The sequence below is a fragment of the Paenibacillus sp. J31R122 genome, assembly GCF_056269185.1.
On record NZ_JBWDNM010000013.1, the window covers coordinates 110,279 to 129,791 of the forward strand.

The 19,513-nt window shown below is 45.1% G+C and carries 15 protein-coding genes; 13 read left to right on the forward strand and 2 right to left on the reverse strand.

The features are described from left to right. Positions 1–41 precede the first annotated feature (41 nt). Positions 42–1,598 carry a stage V sporulation protein B gene (gene spoVB, locus AC0YN7_RS20860; RefSeq protein WP_475811958.1) on the reverse strand — a complete coding sequence of 519 codons (1,557 nt, stop codon included), beginning with the start codon at positions 1,596–1,598 and terminating at the stop codon, positions 42–44. A gap of 253 nt (positions 1,599–1,851) precedes the next feature. On the opposite strand from spoVB, the gene AC0YN7_RS20865 reads away from it, so the two are divergent. The 13 genes from AC0YN7_RS20865 (at position 1,852) to AC0YN7_RS20925 (ending at position 17,627) form a co-directional block, all read left to right on the forward strand. Beyond that, on the forward strand, positions 1,852–2,091 hold the full coding sequence (locus AC0YN7_RS20865) for a post-transcriptional regulator (protein ID WP_475811959.1): 240 nt from the start codon (positions 1,852–1,854) through the stop codon (positions 2,089–2,091). A gap of 82 nt (positions 2,092–2,173) precedes the next feature. Further along, positions 2,174–3,424, forward strand: coding sequence for a protein translocase subunit SecD (secD, locus tag AC0YN7_RS20870; protein WP_475811960.1), 1,251 nt, complete (start codon positions 2,174–2,176; stop codon positions 3,422–3,424). Then, entirely contained in the window at positions 3,414–4,328 is a 915-nt protein-coding gene (secF, locus tag AC0YN7_RS20875) for a protein translocase subunit SecF (RefSeq protein ID WP_475811961.1), read from the forward strand. Before secD ends, secF begins: the two co-directional genes overlap by 11 nt. A 98-nt stretch (positions 4,329–4,426) precedes the next feature. Then, positions 4,427–5,344, forward strand: coding sequence for a cation diffusion facilitator family transporter (locus AC0YN7_RS20880; protein WP_475811962.1), 918 nt, complete (start codon positions 4,427–4,429; stop codon positions 5,342–5,344). Between the two features lie 31 nt (positions 5,345–5,375). Further along, positions 5,376–7,403, forward strand: a complete 2,028-nt coding sequence (recJ, locus tag AC0YN7_RS20885) for a single-stranded-DNA-specific exonuclease RecJ (RefSeq protein WP_475811963.1) — start codon at positions 5,376–5,378, stop codon at positions 7,401–7,403. 35 nt (positions 7,404–7,438) lie between these two features. Beyond that, a complete protein-coding gene (locus AC0YN7_RS20890) occupies positions 7,439–7,969 on the forward strand; it encodes an adenine phosphoribosyltransferase (protein ID WP_475811964.1) in 531 nt (176 codons plus the stop codon). A 264-nt stretch (positions 7,970–8,233) separates the two neighbouring features. Next, entirely contained in the window at positions 8,234–10,414 is a 2,181-nt protein-coding gene (locus tag AC0YN7_RS20895; RefSeq protein WP_475811965.1) for a RelA/SpoT family protein, read from the forward strand. A gap of 56 nt (positions 10,415–10,470) precedes the next feature. Then, on the forward strand, positions 10,471–10,914 hold the full coding sequence (gene dtd, locus AC0YN7_RS20900) for a D-aminoacyl-tRNA deacylase (protein ID WP_475811966.1): 444 nt from the start codon (positions 10,471–10,473) through the stop codon (positions 10,912–10,914). A gap of 8 nt (positions 10,915–10,922) precedes the next feature. Beyond that, positions 10,923–11,177 (forward strand): hypothetical protein, encoded by a 255-nt coding sequence (locus AC0YN7_RS20905; RefSeq protein WP_475811967.1) that lies wholly within the window; start codon positions 10,923–10,925, stop codon positions 11,175–11,177. A gap of 685 nt (positions 11,178–11,862) precedes the next feature. Next, on the forward strand, positions 11,863–13,110 hold the full coding sequence (gene hisS, locus AC0YN7_RS20910) for a histidine--tRNA ligase (protein WP_475811968.1): 1,248 nt from the start codon (positions 11,863–11,865) through the stop codon (positions 13,108–13,110). A gap of 46 nt (positions 13,111–13,156) precedes the next feature. Continuing rightward, complete coding sequence (gene aspS, locus AC0YN7_RS20915) at positions 13,157–14,977, forward strand: aspartate--tRNA ligase (RefSeq protein ID WP_475811969.1); 1,821 nt, start codon at positions 13,157–13,159, stop codon at positions 14,975–14,977. A gap of 29 nt (positions 14,978–15,006) precedes the next feature. Beyond that, positions 15,007–15,762: a tRNA threonylcarbamoyladenosine dehydratase gene (locus tag AC0YN7_RS20920; protein ID WP_475811970.1), complete on the forward strand. Its 756-nt coding sequence runs from the start codon at positions 15,007–15,009 to the stop codon at positions 15,760–15,762. 548 nt (positions 15,763–16,310) lie between these two features. Next, positions 16,311–17,627: a replication-associated recombination protein A gene (locus AC0YN7_RS20925; RefSeq protein WP_475811971.1), complete on the forward strand. Its 1,317-nt coding sequence runs from the start codon at positions 16,311–16,313 to the stop codon at positions 17,625–17,627. Positions 17,628–17,831: 204 nt separating this feature from the next. Here AC0YN7_RS20925 and AC0YN7_RS20930 read toward each other — a convergent pair whose 3' ends face one another. Beyond that, on the reverse strand, positions 17,832–19,484 hold the full coding sequence (locus AC0YN7_RS20930) for an extracellular solute-binding protein (protein WP_475811972.1): 1,653 nt from the start codon (positions 19,482–19,484) through the stop codon (positions 17,832–17,834). Positions 19,485–19,513: the final 29 nt, after the last annotated feature.

A 19,513-nucleotide genomic window follows, 5' to 3' on the forward strand; every position in this document is an offset into this window, starting at 1 on the left:
AGCCCTCTTTTAGAACACGGTTTTTTTATTTAAACCTAATTTTATTCAAACCATCTGCCCAATAGGGGGATACGCGCCATATCATGACGATCAATAATTTTCATCACAACCATAAGAACTAAATAAATGATAACGCTAGCTGCACAAGCGAGCAGCAAATTAATCCATTCTGCGGAGAGTGGCTCTTGTTTCATGGTCCATCTAGCTGCGGCTCCCATAATAACCATGGCGGCGCCTACTTTGAGGAAGTCGTAAAAATTCATACGGAAGCCAATAAAGCGAAGGACACTAATGCCATGTAATAAGGTAACGAGAATAATATTTACATTAATTGCGATCAGCGCGCCGTAAATGCCAAAATCGGGGTCGGAGGCAAGCTGTATTATAAGAACAAGTTTTACAATAGCTCCAATTGATGTATTCATTAGTGCTGTACCTGGCTTATCTAAAGCCTGGAGAGCAGCTTGCAGAGGAGCTTGTAAATAAATGAATACACCTATCGGCGCCATTAGCTGCAGCATAGGGGCAATATCAGCGTGATTGTATAGCAATCTGCATATTGGATCGGCGAATAAAGCCATTACGACAATGAATGGAGCACCGGATACTAGGGATAGACGCATAGACTGGTGAAGCCGTTTATGAATTAATGATTTATCTCCCTTGGCTGCAGCTTCTGATAAGGAAGGTACCAATGAAACAGCAAGCGAATAGGTCAGCGCTGTAGGTAGCAGCAGAAGCGGAATAATCATTCCCTGCAACGCGCCGTATTGAGCGGTTGCCGTGCCTGTGGCGATTCCAGCTACAACAAGGCTGCGTACAGTGAAAATCGATTCCAGCAAATAAGACAAAGAGCCTACCATCTTGCTTGCTGTAACAGGTATGGAAATATTTAATAAGCGTCTTAAAACGGGTTCTTTGTTGGAGCTTGTTGCGGGTATGGCGTTGATAGCTTGCTTCTTGCTGCTTTTATTGAAATAGTATTTCCAGAGTAGGACAGCTAAGCCGCCTAGCTCACCGACAACAGCACCGAGCATCGCGCCAGCGGCTGCCCACTCCAGACCTAGTGGCAGCAAGAGGTAGGCAAAAGACAATGAAGCGAATATACGCAGTACGGTTTCAATAATTTGCGATAAAGCGCTCGGAACCATATTTTGTTTCCCTTGAAAATAACCGCGATAAACCGATGATATCCCAATAATAAGTGGGAGCGGCGTCATGGCAAGAAACGTATGATACACACGAGCGTCAGGCAGCACATGCTGTGTAATCCAAGAAGCGAACAGCAGCATAATAGCTGTTATAACGACTCCAATCATAACGACAATACCCATCGCAGCTCTGAATATGTATTTTACGCGAGCGGAATCGCCTTTTGTATCCGCCTCTGCAATCCATTTCGCAACGGCTAACGGAATGCCTCCGATTATTATGGTAAGCACAACAGTTAGAAATGGATAAACGAGCTGGTAAATACCAACCCCCTCTGCTCCAATGATTCTCGGCAGCATGATGCGGGGGACAAACCCAAGCATGCGATTAATTATTCCAGCGGCCAGCAATATCATAGCACCTTTGATGAACGTTTGCTTCGTCATTATGATTGCCCTCTTCTCTTTCTTAGAATAACAAATCAATCCTTACCTATGCTAAAAGACGAAGCTATGAGACAGGCAGGTATACTCATCTTTATGCGCGGCATGTCCAGTTCCATGTCTGCCAATTTTACGGTATCTGAATGAAAGGAGCAGGAATAGCACATAAGTACATCGAATAGTTGTAAGTAGTGGAAAATGATTAAGCTTACAAAGCGAGTTTTACGATGTAAAACTTTTAGGGGGAACAAGCAGCATGGCAGACGAGGACTTCAGCGGTATGATCGAGGAGCTATGCAACAGCAAGGCGGAGGAATTTCAGCTCATCGGATATGAGCATGTAACCGGGGAAGAAGTTTGGGAATGCGTTAGTGCGAAGTATAAGAAGTCGGGTCAGCCTGAGCTGCATCAATTGGTGAACGATATTTTATCGCTGAAGGCTATGGGATTTATGAATTTCATGACAATAAGCGCATATAAAGGAACCCAATTTTAGGCTGCGGGTTTCTTTTTTTTTGACTCGTTTTTACTGCGTCTGTATAATAGGAATATTGAGATCATAAGGAGGATTAATACGTATGTTCGGGAAGAGAATAGTTGCCTTTCTTGCGATCGTTGTCGTTATGTTTGGCGTTATCGCTTGGACAGGCCCATCACTAGTGAAAGATGTTAGGCTAGGCCTTGATTTAAAAGGCGGATTTGAGGTTTTGTACGAAGCGGAACCGCTTGAGGGCGGAGTAGCAGTTACCCCTGAGTCGTTAAAAGAAACGGCTAGAAGTCTTGAGAAGCGTATTGATGATTTCGGTATTGTTGAACCTGAAATTACAACTGAAGGAACAAACAGAATTCGTCTGAGGCTTGCAGGAGTGGAGAATGAGGATGAGGTTAGAAAGCTTCTTGCTAAGCCAATTCATCTCACATTCCGCGGACCAGACGGCAAGATTGAGCTTGATGGCGGTGATTTCAAACAAAATGGCGCTGGCGTTGGCTATGATAATTTAGGCAAGCCGTTTGTTACGATCGAATTAAAAGATCCGAAGAAATTCGAAGAGGTAACAGGCAGATTGAGCCAGCTTCCGAATATAGAAGATCGATATTTGGCTATTTATCTGGACGAAGTGGAATTATCTAGACCAAGTGTAAACTACGCAATTGCTGGAGGATCAGCTCAGATCTCGGGTAATTACACTAATGATGAGGCAAAAGAGCTGAGAGATACGATCAACCTTGGTTCACTGCCACTGAAGTTAGTTGAGAAATATACGCAAAGCGTAGGCGCAAAGCTTGGACTAGCATCACTGAAGGATACGGTTGAGGCTGGTATTATCGGTACGTCGATCATACTAATCTTCCTCATTATTTTGTTCCGGCTTCCGGGTGTTATCGCGGCAATTACCGTTGTAACGTACACGTGGTTGCTATTAGTTGTGTTTAATTTAATGAATGCTACTCTGACGCTGCCTGGTATCGCGGCCTTTGTGCTCGGAATCGGTATGGCGGTAGATGCGAATATTATTATGTATGAACGGGTTAAGGAAGAAATTAGAAGTGGTAAGAGCTTGATGTCCTCCCTAAAAGCGGGCTCCAAAAATTCATTCCGTACCATTATGGATGCGAATATTACTAATATTATTGCAAGCGTCGTGTTGTACTACATCGGCAACGGTGCGATTCGCGGCTTTGCGCTTACGATGATCTTTAGTATTCTAGTTAGTATGATTACGAATATTTTCTTATCCAGATTTTTAATCATGCTGATTATTCGCAGTAACTTATTTAATAAACCTAGTTATTTCGGTGTGAAGGAGGCAGAAATTCGTGAACTTTAATACTAAAATTCGTTATGACTTTGTAGGAAACCGAAATAAGTTCTTTCTGTTCTCTATCGCGTTAACTATAGCAGGTATTCTGTCGCTCCTTATTTTCAGTCTTAACTTTGGGGTTGATTTCAAGGCAGGAACGAATATGGATATTTCAGTTGGTAAGAAAATAACCCAGCAGGAAGCGAAAGATATTATTGAAAAAACAGGTATCTCAGACATTACGCCTACGGTTGGCGGCAGCAATAATGACCGTGTAACCGCAAGGTTCGACGAGGTACTGACTCAACCTGAAATTGTTGAAATTCAAAATGCGTTCAAAGCACAGTTTGGTGACCAAGTATCGGCAGAAGTCAATGTAGTGTCGCCCGATATGGCACAGGAGCTTGGTATCAAAACGATTTGGGCAATTTTGATTGCGAGCGTAGCGATTATGATTTATGTAATGATCCGCTTTGAATGGCGGTTCGCGCTAGCGGCAAACATTGCGATTTTATATGATGCGTTTGTCGTAGTAGCGATCTTTTCGATATTCCGCTTGGAGGTGGATCTACCGTTCATAGCGGCTGTTCTAACGACGATTGGATATTCGATCAATGATAAGATCGTTATTTTTGACCGAATTCGAGAAAATCTCCGCTTCGGTAAATTCAAAAATCGTGACCAATTGGCAGAAATGGTAAACGCGAGTATCTGGCAGACCATGGCACGTAATATTTATACCGTTTTGGCAGTATTAATAGTTGCGGTTTGCCTATTCCTTTTCGGAAGCGAGTCAATCAAGCTGTTCGCATTGGCTAAAATTATCGGCTTGTCGAGCGGTGCTTATTCTTCAATCTGTATCGCAAGTCCGCTTTGGCTGCTTCTTAAAGGAAAACAAAAGACTAAGGAAGTTGCTAAAGCAACGGCATAGTCATTTATATCAACATGCTTACGAATTGCATTCGCAAAACCTAAGTACATGCTTATGAAGTAGGTTTTGCATTCGCAAAACCTTTTAGGAGGGTTATCATGTCAACCGCACAGCGATATGCGAAAGCGGAGTCCGCAAGCTGGGCTGGCTTATGGGGAAACATACTGCTGGCATTATTCAAGGGTGTTGTAGGTTGGCTGTCCGGGAGCAAGGCCTTGCTAGCTGATGCTTTCCGCTCTGCGGCGGAAACGGCAGCTGGCTTCGCCGCTTTGTCTGGACTTCGTGTAAGCAATCGCCAGAAAACGAGTAAACCGTACCAAATAGCAGAAATCGAAAATAAGAGAGGTGAAGCGGCAGCAACCATTCTGGTAGCAGTCGTCCTCCTTTTAATCGGGCTAGAAATCGGAATTTCAGCAGTTCGAGATATTGCAAATGGTATTACAGATGCTCCTCATTGGGGATCGTTAGTAGGCATCGTGGCGGGACTCATCGTAAAGGAAATCTTTTTCCCTTCAAAAGAACGTATTTCCGGGATATACTGCTCGATGGCAGCATTGATCGGAGCGGGTGGAGCTATCATCGGCAAGCTGCTGACGATACCTTCGCTTTATTATTTTGATCCGGCTGCAGCACTGGTTATTGCAGTAATCATCATGTACAACGGCTATTTCACCGCAATGAAAGCGAGTCTTAACGACGGCAAGGCTTTTTCACAGGAAGAAGACTCTGAAGAACTTATGCAGCTTGTTCAGCGAGTGGAAGGTGTTGTGACTGTGCAATCGTTGCGTGCTAAAGAGCATGGGCATTACGTTGTCGCGGATATTGTAATAAGCGTAAATCCTAGAATATCTGTTTTGGAGGGTCAAGAGATTGCCAAGCGGGTGAAGCTGCTTGTCATCAAACGATTTATACATGTCACGGATGTATCGATCTATGTTGAGCCATATGATCCAGGATATCCATATAAATCTAATCATGACCCGAATCAGGAGCAGATGCCGACACTGCTGCAATAAGATTTCAAACAGCAGGAAAGGGGAAAGCGTAATGATTCAAAGAAAGACACGCTGGGCCATCGCGCCTTGGGACGAAACAGACGAGCAAAAAGCAGAGCATTTAGCTGCAATGCTTAGCTTGCCGCCACTAGTAGCTCGTTTACTTGTAAAACGCGGTTATGGTGATGTAGAGGCTGCCAAACGTTTCCTGCACGGGGATCAGCAATATTTTCACGATCCCTATTTGTTGCTTGGGATGAAGGAAGCAGTTGAACGTATCAAGCAGGCAGGAGCTAATAACGAGAAGATTCGCATTTATGGGGATTATGATGCCGATGGTGTATCGAGTACTTCGTTGCTTGTACAGCTGTTTCGTACATTAAAATATGATTATGATTTTTATATACCTCATCGAGCTCTCGAGGGCTATGGTCTTAATCGAAATGCCATTAAACTGGCTGCTGATGAAGGTGTAAAATTAATTGTAACCGTAGATACCGGCATTAGCGCCTATGAGGAAATTGAATATGCGAGGCAGCTTGGTGTAGATATTGTTGTAACCGATCACCACGAGCCTCCCGAGCAAATACCTAATGCTTGTGCAGTCGTCAATCCGAAGCAAGTGAGCTGCGGCTACCCGTTCAAAGGGTTGGCAGGCGTCGGAGTTGCTTTTAAGCTCGCTCATGCCCTGCTGGATCGTCCCCCATTAGAATGGCTGGATATCGTATGCTTAGGGACTATTGCTGATCTCATGCCTCTTGCGGATGAGAATCGAATTTTCGTTCGATATGGGCTGGAGCTGCTTAATCGCAACGAAAGTACTGGTTTCCGTGCTTTAGCAGAAGCATGTGGAATAACGCTAGGAGCATTAACAGCTACTAGTGTTGCGTTCACAATGGCGCCCCGTATTAATGCAGCCGGGAGACTGGATCACGCTAAGCGCGCGGTCGAGCTGTTAACGACAGATGATTACGACGTTGCAATCTTGCAAGCTGCCGGGCTCGATAATCTCAATAAGGAACGGCAAAGAGTTGTCGAAAGCATCGTGAAGGAAGCGGAGCTGCAATGGCAGGCCAAATGCGCCGCCGCGGAAGCCGCGGGATTGGAAGCACCAGCAGTTATCGTCCTGGCTGGAGAAGGCTGGAACGTCGGCGTCATCGGTATCGTTGCATCGAAGCTGCTTGATCGCAATTATAAGCCCGTTATTATACTCGGCATAGATGGGCAGACAGGCATGTGTAAGGGCTCTGCGCGCTCAATTGAAGGCTTTGATCTGCATGCGGCACTGACAGCCTGTGATGAGCTCTTGGATCATTACGGCGGACATCAAGCAGCTGCTGGGATGAGCCTGCACAAGGATCATCTAGGGGCATTTGAACAGCGTCTTGGGGAGCTAGCCACAGAGTGGCTCACAGCAGATGATTGGATTCCCAAAACAGCGATTGATTTCGTATGCACCGTCAATGAAGCTACGATCGATACGATTTCTCAGTTGGCATTGCTTGAGCCTTTCGGTATGAGCAATCCATCTCCAAGACTGCTTTTTCAAGGAGCTATGCTAGCTGATAAAAGAACGATCGGAAAAGAAGCTAAGCATTTGAAGCTATCGCTTGGAAGCAATAAACGTTTGTTAGACGCGATAGGCTTCAACATGGGTTCAATAGCCGATGGTCTAAAGCATGGGCATACCATAGATGCAGTAGGTGAATTGTCCATCAATGAATGGAACGGAATGCGAAAGCCGCAGCTGCAGCTGCAGGATGTTCATTTTGAGCCTATAGTAGAATCCACATTTCCGGAGCGCGACAAATTTGGACTCATTTATCAACAATTGTTGAAGCTTGGGCAAGTCCCATTATCTGGGCTGACTGAGCGGCTGGCACATCAAAATAACTTGTCAGTGGAAACAGTCATGCTCATTTTAGATGTTTTTGAGGAATTATTGTTTATTGAACGAAGCAATGGTCTACTTCTCGTGGCTTTATCGCCGCAGAAACGAGATTTAACAACTTCGCAGAAATACAAAGCCGCCAAAGAGCAATACGATGGTATTCATGCATCAGTTAGCGGCGGCAAGTAACAACTATAAGCTGGAGTGGAAAGGGTTGACAGTACGTGTCAAATAAAGAATTCAATTTTAAAGATTACATCCGGGTAATTCCCGATTTCCCGCAACCAGGCATTCGTTTCAAGGATATTACAACGCTGCTTAAGGATGGAGGCGCTTATCGCGCTGCCATTGAAGTAATGCGTGCAGCTGTTCAAGAGATGAAGATCGATGTTATTGCCGGTCCTGAAGCTCGCGGCTTTGTAGTGGGTGCGCCTCTCGCGATAGCGCTTGGAGTAGGCTTTATTCCTATTCGTAAAACAGGCAAGCTGCCAGGAGAAACGATTACTGCAAGCTATGATTTGGAATATGGAAATGACCAGCTTGCGATGCATAAGGATGCAATCTCCCCTGGCCAAAGGGTTCTAATTGCTGATGATCTGTTAGCGACAGGCGGAACGATTGCCACTTCGATTAATCTCGTGCGCCAACTCGGCGGCGAAGTTGTCGGAGCAGCCTTTTTAATCGAGTTAGCTTATTTAACTGGCCGTGAGAAGCTCGATGGTATTGACGTATTTTCGCTAATGACTTACGAATAAAGCAGCTAGCTTAATTTAACCAATAATAACCGCCTTTTTCCTGTGTACGAGTTGTACATGGAGAGGCGGTTTTACTTATTTGGCGGGCTGCAGTGTAGCAATCAAAGGTATGTTTTTCTCCTGTTTTAGGTAACTGAATTTGGTTTTTAAGGGCTAGAATAGCTTCAACAGTTGACGTATTGCCGTTTTTACAGGCATAATATTAGAAAACTCGGAAAAAGCATGAATGGGTCTGCCAGGAGTGTATTCAGAAAGGGACGTTTCATGGGCATTGAGCATTTACTCGAGAAGGCATCCGCCTATATGAAAGAGCAGGACCTTATACGCATCCAGGAAGCCTATGATTTTGCGGAACAAGCCCATCACGGTCAAGTGCGAAAATCGGGAGAACCCTATATCCTTCATCCCGTTGCGGTTGCTGATATACTTGTTGATATGCAAATGGACGTGCTGTCGATTATCGCAGCACTGCTTCATGATGTCGTAGAAGATACAACGGTTGATTTGAAAACTGTTCATGCGAAATTTGGTGAGACCTGCGCTATGCTTGTGGACGGTTTGACGAAGCTGGAGAAAATCAAGTTCCGTTCCAAAGAAGAGCAGCAGAACGAAAATTATCGTAAAATGTTTGTCGCGATGGCACAGGATATTCGCGTTATTCTAATTAAATTGGCCGACAGACTGCACAATATGCGTACGCTCAAGTTCCAATCTGAGGAAGCACAGCGCCGTATCGCATATGAAACGTTGGAAATTTTCTGTCCGCTTGCACACCGTCTTGGAATATCAGCGATCAAATGGGAAATGGAAGATATTGCTCTTCGTTATTTAAATCCGCAGCAATATTATCGCATTGCCAATCTGATGAAGAAGAAACGTGCGGAGCGCGAGCGGTTTATTGATGACGTTATCGAGCGTATTAATGAGAAGTTGAGCGAGATGGGCATCGAAGGCGATATTTCAGGACGCCCGAAGCATTTATATAGCATTTACAAAAAAATGACGGACAAAAATAAGCAGTTTACTGAAATCTATGATTTACTGGCCATTCGGATCATTGTCGATAACATCAAAGATTGTTACGCGACCCTAGGTATTATTCATACGTTGTGGAAACCGATGCCAGGTCGTTTCAAGGATTATATCGCCATGCCAAAGACCAATATGTATCAATCGCTTCATACGACTGTTATTGGTCCAAACGGTGAACCTACTGAGGTGCAAATCAGAACATGGGATATGCACAGAACGTCTGAGTATGGTATCGCGGCACACTGGGCGTACAAGGAAGGCTCGCTTGTACCAGGTGGTAATTTTGAAGATAAAATGTCATGGTTCCGTGAAATTCTAGAGCTTCAGAAGGAAGCTCGAGACGCGTCTGAATTTATGGAATCGCTCAAAATGGACTTCTTTGCTGATTTGGTGTTTGTATTCACGCCTAGTGGAGAAGTGATTGAATTGCCTGCAGGCTCTGTACCGCTTGATTTCGCTTACCGGATTCATACTGAAGTCGGCAATCGGACAATAGGCGCGAAGGTGAATAGCAGAATCGTGCCGCTTGATCATAAGCTCAAAACGGGCGATATCGTTGAAATTTTAACATCGAAGCATTCTTACGGACCAAGCCAGGACTGGGTGAAAATTGCCCAATCGTCACATGCACGCAGTAAAATTAGGCAATGGTTCAAGAAAGAAAAGCGTGAAGAGAATGTTGCTAAAGGTAGAGATTTGATTGAGCGTGAGCTTAAGCGACTCGGTTTGGAGCCCTCTGCTTGGTTAAGTGATGATAAACTGCAAGAAGCAGCGGCGAAATTTGCTTTTAATGATATAGAAGATATGATGTCAGCTATCGGTTTTGGCGGAATTACGGCTGCGCAAATATGTACAAAGCTAACCGAGAAGCTGCGTAAGGAAGCAGAACAAGCAAGTTTGCTTGAACTGACAAATGAACCGAAAGAAATTAAATCGCCGGGCAATCGGAAGAATAGACCGAATCAAGGTGTAACGATTAAAGGGATCGACAATTTACTTGTACGGTTTGCTCGTTGCTGCAATCCAGTGCCGGGTGATACAATTATCGGCTATATTACTCGTGGTCGCGGAGTATCCGTCCATCGTATGGATTGCCCGAACATACCATTTGGCGATCAAGGTGAAGAAGGCGAACGCGTTATAGAAGTCGAGTGGGAAGAGTCTATAGATGCCAATTACAGTGTCGATATCGAAATAACAGGCCATGACCGCAGAGGCTTGCTTAATGAAGTGCTGCAAGCCGTATCTGAAAGCAAGACGAATATTTCAGCTGTTACAGGGCGTTCTGTTAAAAATAAAATGGCGTTAATCCATATGACCGTGCTTATCCGCAATATTGACCATTTATCGTCTGTCGTTGATAAATTAAAAAGAATTCAGGATATTTATTCGGTACAGCGCATCATGCAATAGCTTGCTTGGATCGTTCATATGTAGAAGAAAGAAAGTATATCGGAGGTTTTTGGGCAGTGAAAGTAGTTGTACAACGTAGCAAGCAGGCAAAGGTAGTTATTGACGGTGACATTGTAGGAGCTATTGAATCTGGTCTTGTTCTGCTTGTCGGCATCACGCATGAGGATACGGAAGCAGATGTGCGCTGGATGGCAGAGAAGATAGCAGGTTTGCGTATCTTTGAGGATGAGACGGGGAAGATGAATCTTTCTGTTGCTGATCTGAGCGGTCAGCTATTGTCTATTTCGCAATTTACGTTGTATGGAGATTGCCGCAAAGGGAGACGTCCGAACTTTATGGCTGCGGCAAAGCCTGAGCTTGCAGAGGTGCTTTACGATAAATTTAATGAGACGTTGCGCGCGATGGGACTTGTTGTTCAGACTGGAAGATTTGGTGCGATGATGGATGTCGAGCTTGTAAATTCGGGACCAGTTACTATAATTCTAGAGAGCGGTGCTTAAGATAGCGAATGCGGGAAACAATAGATAATAAGCGAAGCAAGTCTACGCAGGTCGGCGTGCTCGCTGCATGTTCTATTGGAGGAATTCCGCAAATGCATCAATCACGCAAGGAACAAAGCATGGAACGAGCGTCTAGAAGTCTGCTGCATCCCGATCGTCGTGAGGCAAAGATTATGGCTAAGCAAGAGGAAGATATTGAAGCTGCCGAAGAGTGGGCGGGCTTCCCGCAGTATCCGCGCAGAGATAATCCGAATCATTTATAGTCAATTACAGACACCGCCTTGGCTTCTTGCCTGGGCGGTTGTTTTTTAAAACACAAGGGGACATATAAGAAATATCTCATTGCTCCATCGACAGAGCGTTTCGTAAAAACGCTTTCTGAATTGTAATATTTTTGTAATCAATCTCTAACTTTCTTTTAACATCATTAATCTATAATAAATCTCGACCCCCTTTTTAAAATATAAATTACTTATGGACCTACAAACTGGTTTTGTAGGTTTTTTTCTGTCTATTTTTAGAGGGTGTCTATGTAAGCCACGTCATGCTAGCTCTATATTGACTTTAAGTGCTTCGACAGGTAAAATTAGATATTAGTATTTGTTGAAATCGATTCGTTGATGGGACAAAGTAATTCTACACGTTATATTCAGAGAGGGACGTCAATTTAGCTGCAAGCGTCCTTATATCGGTTGAATGAACAGACTTCCCGGAGAACAGACGGCGAACAACGGAGGAGTAAGCGTATAGCTTGCGACGATGAACAGTAGCTGGACTGCGGATGACGGGCGTTAACCGTCTTTAAGCGAGCTTATGCGTGTCATGGAGCTCGGAATGTGGGTGGTACCACGGGAGATACACTCTCGTCCCTTACGGCATAAGTCGTTAGGAACGGGAGTTTTTTGTGTTTATGAATATGAAATTGAATAAGGGTCAGGAGGCATACAAATGGCATTTCAAAAATCACCGGGAACGCAGGACATTCTGCCTGGCGCCGTAGAGAGATGGCAATACGTGGAGCAGAAAGCGCGCGATATTTGCCAGCGGTTTAACTTTCGTGAAATTCGCACACCGATTTTCGAATCTACGGAGCTGTTTCAACGCGGTGTCGGTGAAACAACCGATATCGTAGAGAAAGAGATGTATACCTTTATTGACCGTGGAGATCGGAGCCTCACGCTGCGTCCTGAGGGAACGGCGGGCGTTGTTAGATCCTACGTAGAAAACAAGCTGTATGGCGAACCCGATGTATCGAAACTTTATTACATCGGTCCAATGTTTCGTTATGAGCGCCCGCAAGCTGGACGTTATCGTCAGCTGCACCAATTTGGCGTGGAAGCTATCGGCTCTGCTGATCCAGCAATCGATGCAGAGGTTATTGCCCTCGGTTACACGTTTTATACAGAGGTAGGTCTGAAAGGCGTACGTGTAGAAGTGAACTCTGTAGGAACACCCGCGGTGAGAGCAGTCTTTCGTGAGCGCTTGCTTGCCTTTCTAGAGCCGAAGCGTGAGCAGCTTTGCAAGGACTGTCAATCGCGTATTGATCGAAATCCGCTGCGCGTGCTTGATTGCAAGGTTGACCAGGCTCATTTTGAAGACGCGCCGTCCATACTTGACAGCTTGGATGAGGAATGCCGTATTCACTTTGATAAGGTGCTTATGTATTTGGGTGATATGGGTATACCGTTCACCATTAATCACCGCCTTGTTCGCGGACTGGATTACTATACGCATACTGCGTTTGAATACAAAGCGGAAGGCATTGGCGCTATCGACACGATTGGCGGCGGTGGACGCTATAACGGACTTGTATCCGGAATCGGCGGACCTGATCAGCCGGGTGTTGGCGTAGGCCTTGGTTTAGAGAGAACAATTCTGCTGCTTGAGCATCAACAAACCGAGCTGCCGAATTTTAATCAGGTAGATGTCTATTTCGTAGCGCTTGGCGAAGCAGCTGACCGAGAGGTTACAAAGCTCGTCTATCAGCTGAGAATGCGCGGTATTCGAGCTGAGCGTGATTACTTAGGACGTAAGATGAAGGCACAGATGAAGTCTGCTGACCGCCTTCAAGCTCGTTACACAGCCATTCTTGGTGACGATGAGCTTGTGCGCGGCGAAATAGCTTTGAAGGACATGGTAAAAGGCGAGCAGCGTGTTGTTTCGATTGATCGGCTCGCTGACGAGATTAGCGGTTAAGAAATACCCTATAAACTAAACTAATTAATAGAGGAGCATGTACATTATGTTGTTAAAAACTCATCACTGCGGCCGACTATCGAAAGCAGACGTTGGCCAATCTGTTATCCTGAACGGTTGGGTACAACGTCGTCGCGATCTTGGCGGCGTACTATTTATTGATTTGCGCGATCGTTCCGGTATTGTTCAAACTGTATTTAACCCTGATTTCTCTGGCGATGCGCTAGCTATTGCTGATCGCGCTCGTAACGAGTTCGTGTTGGCTATTCAAGGTACAGTTGTTGAACGCGATGCGGAAACGTACAATGCAAACCTGGCAACAGGCGAAATTGAAGTGCGTGTAACGAAAATCGAAGTAATGAACGCTGCAAAAACACCTCCATTCCCGATTGAAGATGGTGTTGAGGTTGATGAGTCGCTTCGTCTGAAATATCGCTATCTAGATTTACGCCGTCCGGAAATGCAAAAGACGCTATTTCTTCGCTCGAAAGCAGCGAAGGTGTTCCGTGATTTCCTTGATGGAGAAGGCTTTATCGATGTAGAAACACCGATTCTTACGAAGAGCACGCCAGAAGGCGCGCGTGATTATTTGGTGCCGAGTCGTGTTCATGAAGGCGAATTTTTCGCATTGCCGCAATCACCGCAAATTTTCAAACAATTGCTTATGGTTGGCGGCATTGAGCGCTATTATCAAATCGCTCGCTGCTTCCGTGATGAGGATCTTCGTGCAGACCGTCAGCCGGAATTCACGCAAGTCGACATTGAAACTTCATTCCTGTCACAGGATCAGCTGCTTACTATGATGGAGGAGCTTACTGCGAAGCTGCTTCGCGAGACGGTTGGTGTAGAGCTTGAGCTTCCGTTCCAACGTATCACTTACGCGGATGCAATGAACAAATACGGCTCGGATAAGCCTGATCTTCGTTTCGGGCTTGAGATTGAAGATATTACCGATATTGTTTCTGGCAGCGATGTGAAAGTATTCGCAAGTGTAGCAGCAGGCGGCGGTGTTGTTAAAGCGCTGAATGCAAAAGGGTGCGCAAGCTGGAGTCGCAAAGAGCTTGATGATCTGCAGCCGTTTGCTGCTCGTTACGGAGGCAAAGGACTTGCATGGATTACAGTGAAGGAAGGCGAATGGCGCGGCCCGATCGTGAAATTCCTGAAGCCGGAGGAAATCGCTGCTCTTACAGAGCGTTTGCAAGTTGAAGAGGGAGATCTGCTTACTTTCTCCGCAGACAAGAAGAAGGTTGTCTCTGATGTACTCGGCAATCTACGTTCGAAGCTGGGTAAAGATCTAGGCTTGATTGACGAGTCCAAATTCAAATTTGCATGGGTTGTTGACTTCCCGCTTCTTGGCTGGGATGAGGATGCTAAACGCTATGTAGCTGAGCATCATCCGTTCACGCGTCCTAATGATGATGATCTTCACTTCTTCGATACTGATCCAGGACAAATACGCGCGCAAGCATACGATCTTGTTTTGAACGGCTATGAAGTAGGCGGCGGTTCGATGCGTATTTATCAACGTGAAGTACAGGAGCAAATGTTCAAAGCGCTTGGCTTCAGCATGGAGGAGGCGCAAGAGAAGTTTGGCTTCTTGCTGGATGCATTTGAATATGGAACGCCTCCACACGGCGGTATCGCATTCGGTTTTGACCGACTTGTAATGCTACTTACTGGTCGCACTAACCTGCGCGAGACGATTGCTTTCCCGAAAACAGCGAGTGCAACAGATCTGCTCTGCGATGCGCCGTCTGAGGTTGAGCTATCTCAGCTTGAACAGCTGCATATCCGCACGGTGCTTAAGCCTAAGCAGCCAGTTGCCGCGGCACCAGCGACAGCAGCTACTGATAACAACGAAAAATAATCGTTTTATGCAAAGGAGGCGGCAGCCAGATGCTTCACCAATTTTCACGTACTGAGCTCGCTATCGGCCCGGAAGGGCTTGCGCTAATGAAGGGGAGCACGGTTGCCGTGCTCGGAATCGGCGGTGTCGGTGGTATAGCGGCTGAAGCGTTGGCGCGCACCGGGGTTGGTCGCATTATTTTGATCGATAAGGATGTCGTCGATATTACGAACGTCAATCGGCAGGTTCATGCGCTTACAACAACAGTTGGCCAGCCGAAAGCAGATTTGATGCGCGACCGTATTAAGCTAATTAATCCGGAATGTGATGTCATTGCTATGAGGATGTTCTACACAGAAGAAACGTATGAGCAGCTGTTTGCGTATCCGCTGGACTATGTTGTAGACGCATCGGATACGATTTCGTATAAAATCCACTTAATCAAGCAATGCTTGGAACGTAAAATTCCGATCATTTCGAGTATGGGCGCAGCGAATAAGATGGACCCAACAAAGTTTCAAGTGGTCGATATTTCCAAGACACATACGGATCCACTAGCGAGAGTTATTCGCACGAAGCTCCGTGCGGAAGGCATCAAGAAAGGTGTAAAGGTTGTTTTCTCTACCGAGCTTCCGATGAAGCCGCGTGAGGATGTAACGAAGCGTATCGTTCCGGATAACGCACCTGAAATCCGCAAGGCGAAGCAGCCTCCAGCGAGCAATGCCTTTGTTCCGCCGGTTGCGGGTCTTATTATGGTCAGTGTTGTCGTTCGTGAATTGCTTGAAACAGGCGGCGTAGAGCTGTAAGTTATGATTAATTTAACACCGCCTTATTTAGTAAATTGATAAATAAGGGTTATCGCGACCCAGCAACAGCTGGTGATGCGGTAACTCTTTTTTTGCATAAATAACGTATTCGACATCTGCCTGTACTCTGATCTAGGGAAACTGATCATAAATAAATGATTCTTTGTCTATTAACACATTTGCTAGGTCTGTTTAGTTTCAATTATTGCAATTAAATGAAGAGGTAAAGGAGTGAGTTGCGATTTAGTTTCAGTAAATGAAATTAGAGGCTAGTTTTTCTCGACCATACCTCCATTCCCGTTGAATTAGCCGCAGAATCTGAAACTAATCCCACTCTTTTCGCTGGATGACGCACTTTAGTTTCAGAATATAGAACTAATTGAGATTGAAGGAACTGCTCCAGCCCGTTGGACGAATAACCGTCTGATAAGGGCCAAATTACCAAAAAATATATTAGCTTAACAGATATAGCATGTGACGAATGTGGCGAACAAATGTGCTTGTATGCTATGATCGAGGCAACTGATAGGAGAAGGTTGGGGAACGTAATGGACTTATTTTCATATCAAAATGAGGAAAAACCGCGTGCCAAGCTGCTAGCTGATCGAATGCGGCCGCAAACGCTGGATGAATATATTGGACAAGAACATATCGTAGGTGCAGGAAAGCTTCTTAGAAGAGCTATTGAAGGCGATCAGGTGTCGTCAATTTTGTTATATGGACCTCCGGGCTGCGGGAAAACGACGTTGGCGCATATAATATCGCTGCGTACAGCTGGCGAGTTCATAAAGCTTAACGCGGTTGATGCCTCGGTCAAGGATGTTAGGGAAGTTATCGAGATGGCACGTACGAATAAAACGATGTACGGGAAGAAGACGATTCTTTTCTTAGATGAGGTTCATCGTTTCAATACGGCAAGACAGGATGCTTTATTGCCGGCAGTTGAACAAGGCATCATTATATTTATTGGGGCAACGACTGAAAATCCGTTTCATCATGTGAATGGAGCCTTATTGTCGCGATCTACTCTATTTCAATTGGAAGCGCTCGGCGAGGAGCATGCATATGAAGCGATGCGAAGAGCGCTGGCTGACAGCGAGCGGGGACTTGGCTTCATGGATTTGCATGCGGATCAAGAGGCGCTGCGTCATATTGCTGCAATGGCTGGAGGGGATATTAGGAGGGCGCTTAATGCACTTGAGCTAGCTGCGGTTACGACACCTTCCGAGATGGATGGTTCCGTGCGTCTGACACTGGAGGTCGCTCAAGAATCTATACGCAAGCCGACGATACGGGCAGACCTGTCAACTCAGTATGACGTATTGTCTGCTTTCCACAAAAGTGTTAGAGGCTCCAGCGATGCGGCTCTATTCTGGTTTTTATACGCGGTAGAGCGGCTTGGCATGGATCCTATGACCTTTATCCGCAGACTAATTGTCGCGTGCAGCGAGGATATCGGGCTGGCTAATCCACAGGCAATGATTCAAGCGGTAACGGCCATGGATGCTTATCATAAAATTGGTTGGCCGGAAGCGAAATACAATATTTCGCAGGCTATTTTGTTCGCTGTGGAAAGTCCAAAGTCGAACGCCACAGCTGTCGCTATTGGAGCTGCGGAGGCTGCGATTGAACGGGCTGGAGATGCTTCAGTGCCGCTTCATCTTCGTGACACCCACTATAGCGGAGCGCAGCAGCTAGGCCATGAGGGCTATAAGTATCCGCATGATTATCCGAATCATTTTGTGAAACAGCAGTATTTGCCTGACACGCTAGGCGGTATAACGTTATATAAGGCAACGGAACAAGGGATGGAAGATAAAATCAAACAAAACCAGCAGCGCCGAAAAGATAAGGGTGCCACTTAAAGCAGTAAGTAGCAGAAGTAGCAGGAATAATAGAACGGACAGATTGATGGATAGGACAAAGAAATCAACAAAGAAATGAAAATAGAAATGAAAACAGAAATGAACACGGAAATGAACAAAGATAGATCAACAAACAAAACAACGGGATGTCCCAAAGAGCTAAATATCCTGGGACATCCCATGTTTTAAACGAATTCTGTGTGATTATTTTTTTTCAATCGCACGTTGGTAGATTTCAATATATTGCTTCAGATTCAAACCATCGAACCCTTTCACATAGGAATCCCATTCTTTCTCAATATCCTTGCTTCCAATAATAAATTGAGCCATATTTGAAGTGACATAGTCTTGAATGGCAGGATTTAATTGTGCGATTACGTCTGTATCTTCAGGACGGATAAACACACCGTTTGGATACACTTCAGCAGGCGCATAAGGCTCGTATGTTTTTGTTGCTTTCGCTAACCGTGTCTCATAGCCTTTTCCGGATAGCGGGTCTTGGTTTGAGGCAAAAGAATTACGGAACTCCGCGGACATATTTTTCGGTCCCAATAAAGTCCAACGATCGAATCTAGGCTTTGCCGTTTTATCTGTAGGCGCCAGACCTTCAAATGAATATTTTGCAGGATTTCCATCAGGGTTTAACTCCCCGCTTTCAGCCATTTTCCAGCCATAACCTTCTTCAACACCATATTCGCTTAATAGGGCACCTTCTTCAGAATGCAAATAATCAGCGATTTTGATGGCAGCAATTTGCTGCTCCTCAGATGCTTTATTAGTAATTGCAAATTGAAATTCGGAAATACCTTGCGATGTACCAGCCAGCTGTACCCCATTAGGTCCTTTTAATGGAGGAACGATAACCCAATGCTTGTGGCGTGGTTTCTCATCACTTGTTTCCACTAAATATCCGAGAAGTGAAGCTGTCACAGAACCAACTTGCTCATCGCCTTCACGATTTCCCAATTGACTTAATGCTTTATCGTTCTGGGTGAATGATGCTGCGTCCACAAGTCCTTCTTTGAACAGCTTGTTCATAAATACCAAGCCATCTTTCCACTCCGGTTTATTAGCTGCGAAATCGACTTTGCCATCCTTCATAGTTAAGTATTTCGTATTGTCGTTATAAATAAATGAATTCATCAAGTAGCCATCGATACTGCCGTTCCATATATTTTTGTTAGGTCCGCCTGTCAGTGGAATTTCGTCTTGTTTGCCATTGTTGTTTGGATCTTTTTCCTTGAACGCTTTCAACACGGCATATAATTCATCCGTTGTTGTTGGTACGGCCAATCCTACTTTGTCCAGCCATTCCTTGTTCATCCAGTACTTCTGGGAATAGGTGCAGTGATAACATTCATTAATTCGCGGAAGTGCATAAATATTACCATCCGGCGAAGTTACGGAATCTTTCAAATAGGGTTTTTCTTCAAATACTTTTAAAATGTTCGGTGCATACTTATCAATAAGATCATTCAATGGCAGCATTACGCCTTGTGGTCCATATTTCAAAATATCAGTTTGTGAAAATTTCCCTTCAAGGAATACTTCAGGATAATCACCGCTTGCAAGCAACAGCTGTCTGCGGTCTTTCACCGCGTCTGCGGGAGCCACATCCCATTTCAACTTAACATTGAATTTCTCTTCTATAAGCTTCGTAAACTCATTATCTTCCCACGCTGCTTCCCCTTGTGGAGAAAAAAAAGTCATATTAACCGGGCCGGATGGAGCTTCTTTCGATCCTGTATTCGATCCACCGGAATTTATTGGTTGACCTTCTTTATTCCCTGAACAGCCAGATAATACAAGTGTTGCTATCATTACCGCTGCTAATGCGTAACCCCATACTTTTTTCAAATGAAACCCTCCTTGAAATATTGGATGAA

Bases quoted from the DNA above. Each gene is read 5' to 3' on its own strand.
- AC0YN7_RS20920 (WP_475811970.1), top strand. From the start codon at position 15,007: ATGCTTCACCAATTTTCACGTACTGAGCTCGCTATCGGCCCGGAAGGG.
- aspS (WP_475811969.1), top strand. From the start codon at position 13,157: ATGTTGTTAAAAACTCATCACTGCGGCCGACTATCGAAAGCAGACGTT.
- AC0YN7_RS20895 (WP_475811965.1), top strand. From the start codon at position 8,234: ATGGGCATTGAGCATTTACTCGAGAAGGCATCCGCCTATATGAAAGAG.
- AC0YN7_RS20880 (WP_475811962.1), top strand. From the start codon at position 4,427: ATGTCAACCGCACAGCGATATGCGAAAGCGGAGTCCGCAAGCTGGGCT.
- AC0YN7_RS20925 (WP_475811971.1), top strand. From the start codon at position 16,311: ATGGACTTATTTTCATATCAAAATGAGGAAAAACCGCGTGCCAAGCTG.
- AC0YN7_RS20865 (WP_475811959.1), top strand. From the start codon at position 1,852: ATGGCAGACGAGGACTTCAGCGGTATGATCGAGGAGCTATGCAACAGC.
- secD (WP_475811960.1), top strand. From the start codon at position 2,174: ATGTTCGGGAAGAGAATAGTTGCCTTTCTTGCGATCGTTGTCGTTATG.
- spoVB (WP_475811958.1), bottom strand. From the start codon at position 1,598: ATGACGAAGCAAACGTTCATCAAAGGTGCTATGATATTGCTGGCCGCT.
- hisS (WP_475811968.1), top strand. From the start codon at position 11,863: ATGGCATTTCAAAAATCACCGGGAACGCAGGACATTCTGCCTGGCGCC.
- AC0YN7_RS20905 (WP_475811967.1), top strand. From the start codon at position 10,923: ATGCGGGAAACAATAGATAATAAGCGAAGCAAGTCTACGCAGGTCGGC.
- recJ (WP_475811963.1), top strand. From the start codon at position 5,376: ATGATTCAAAGAAAGACACGCTGGGCCATCGCGCCTTGGGACGAAACA.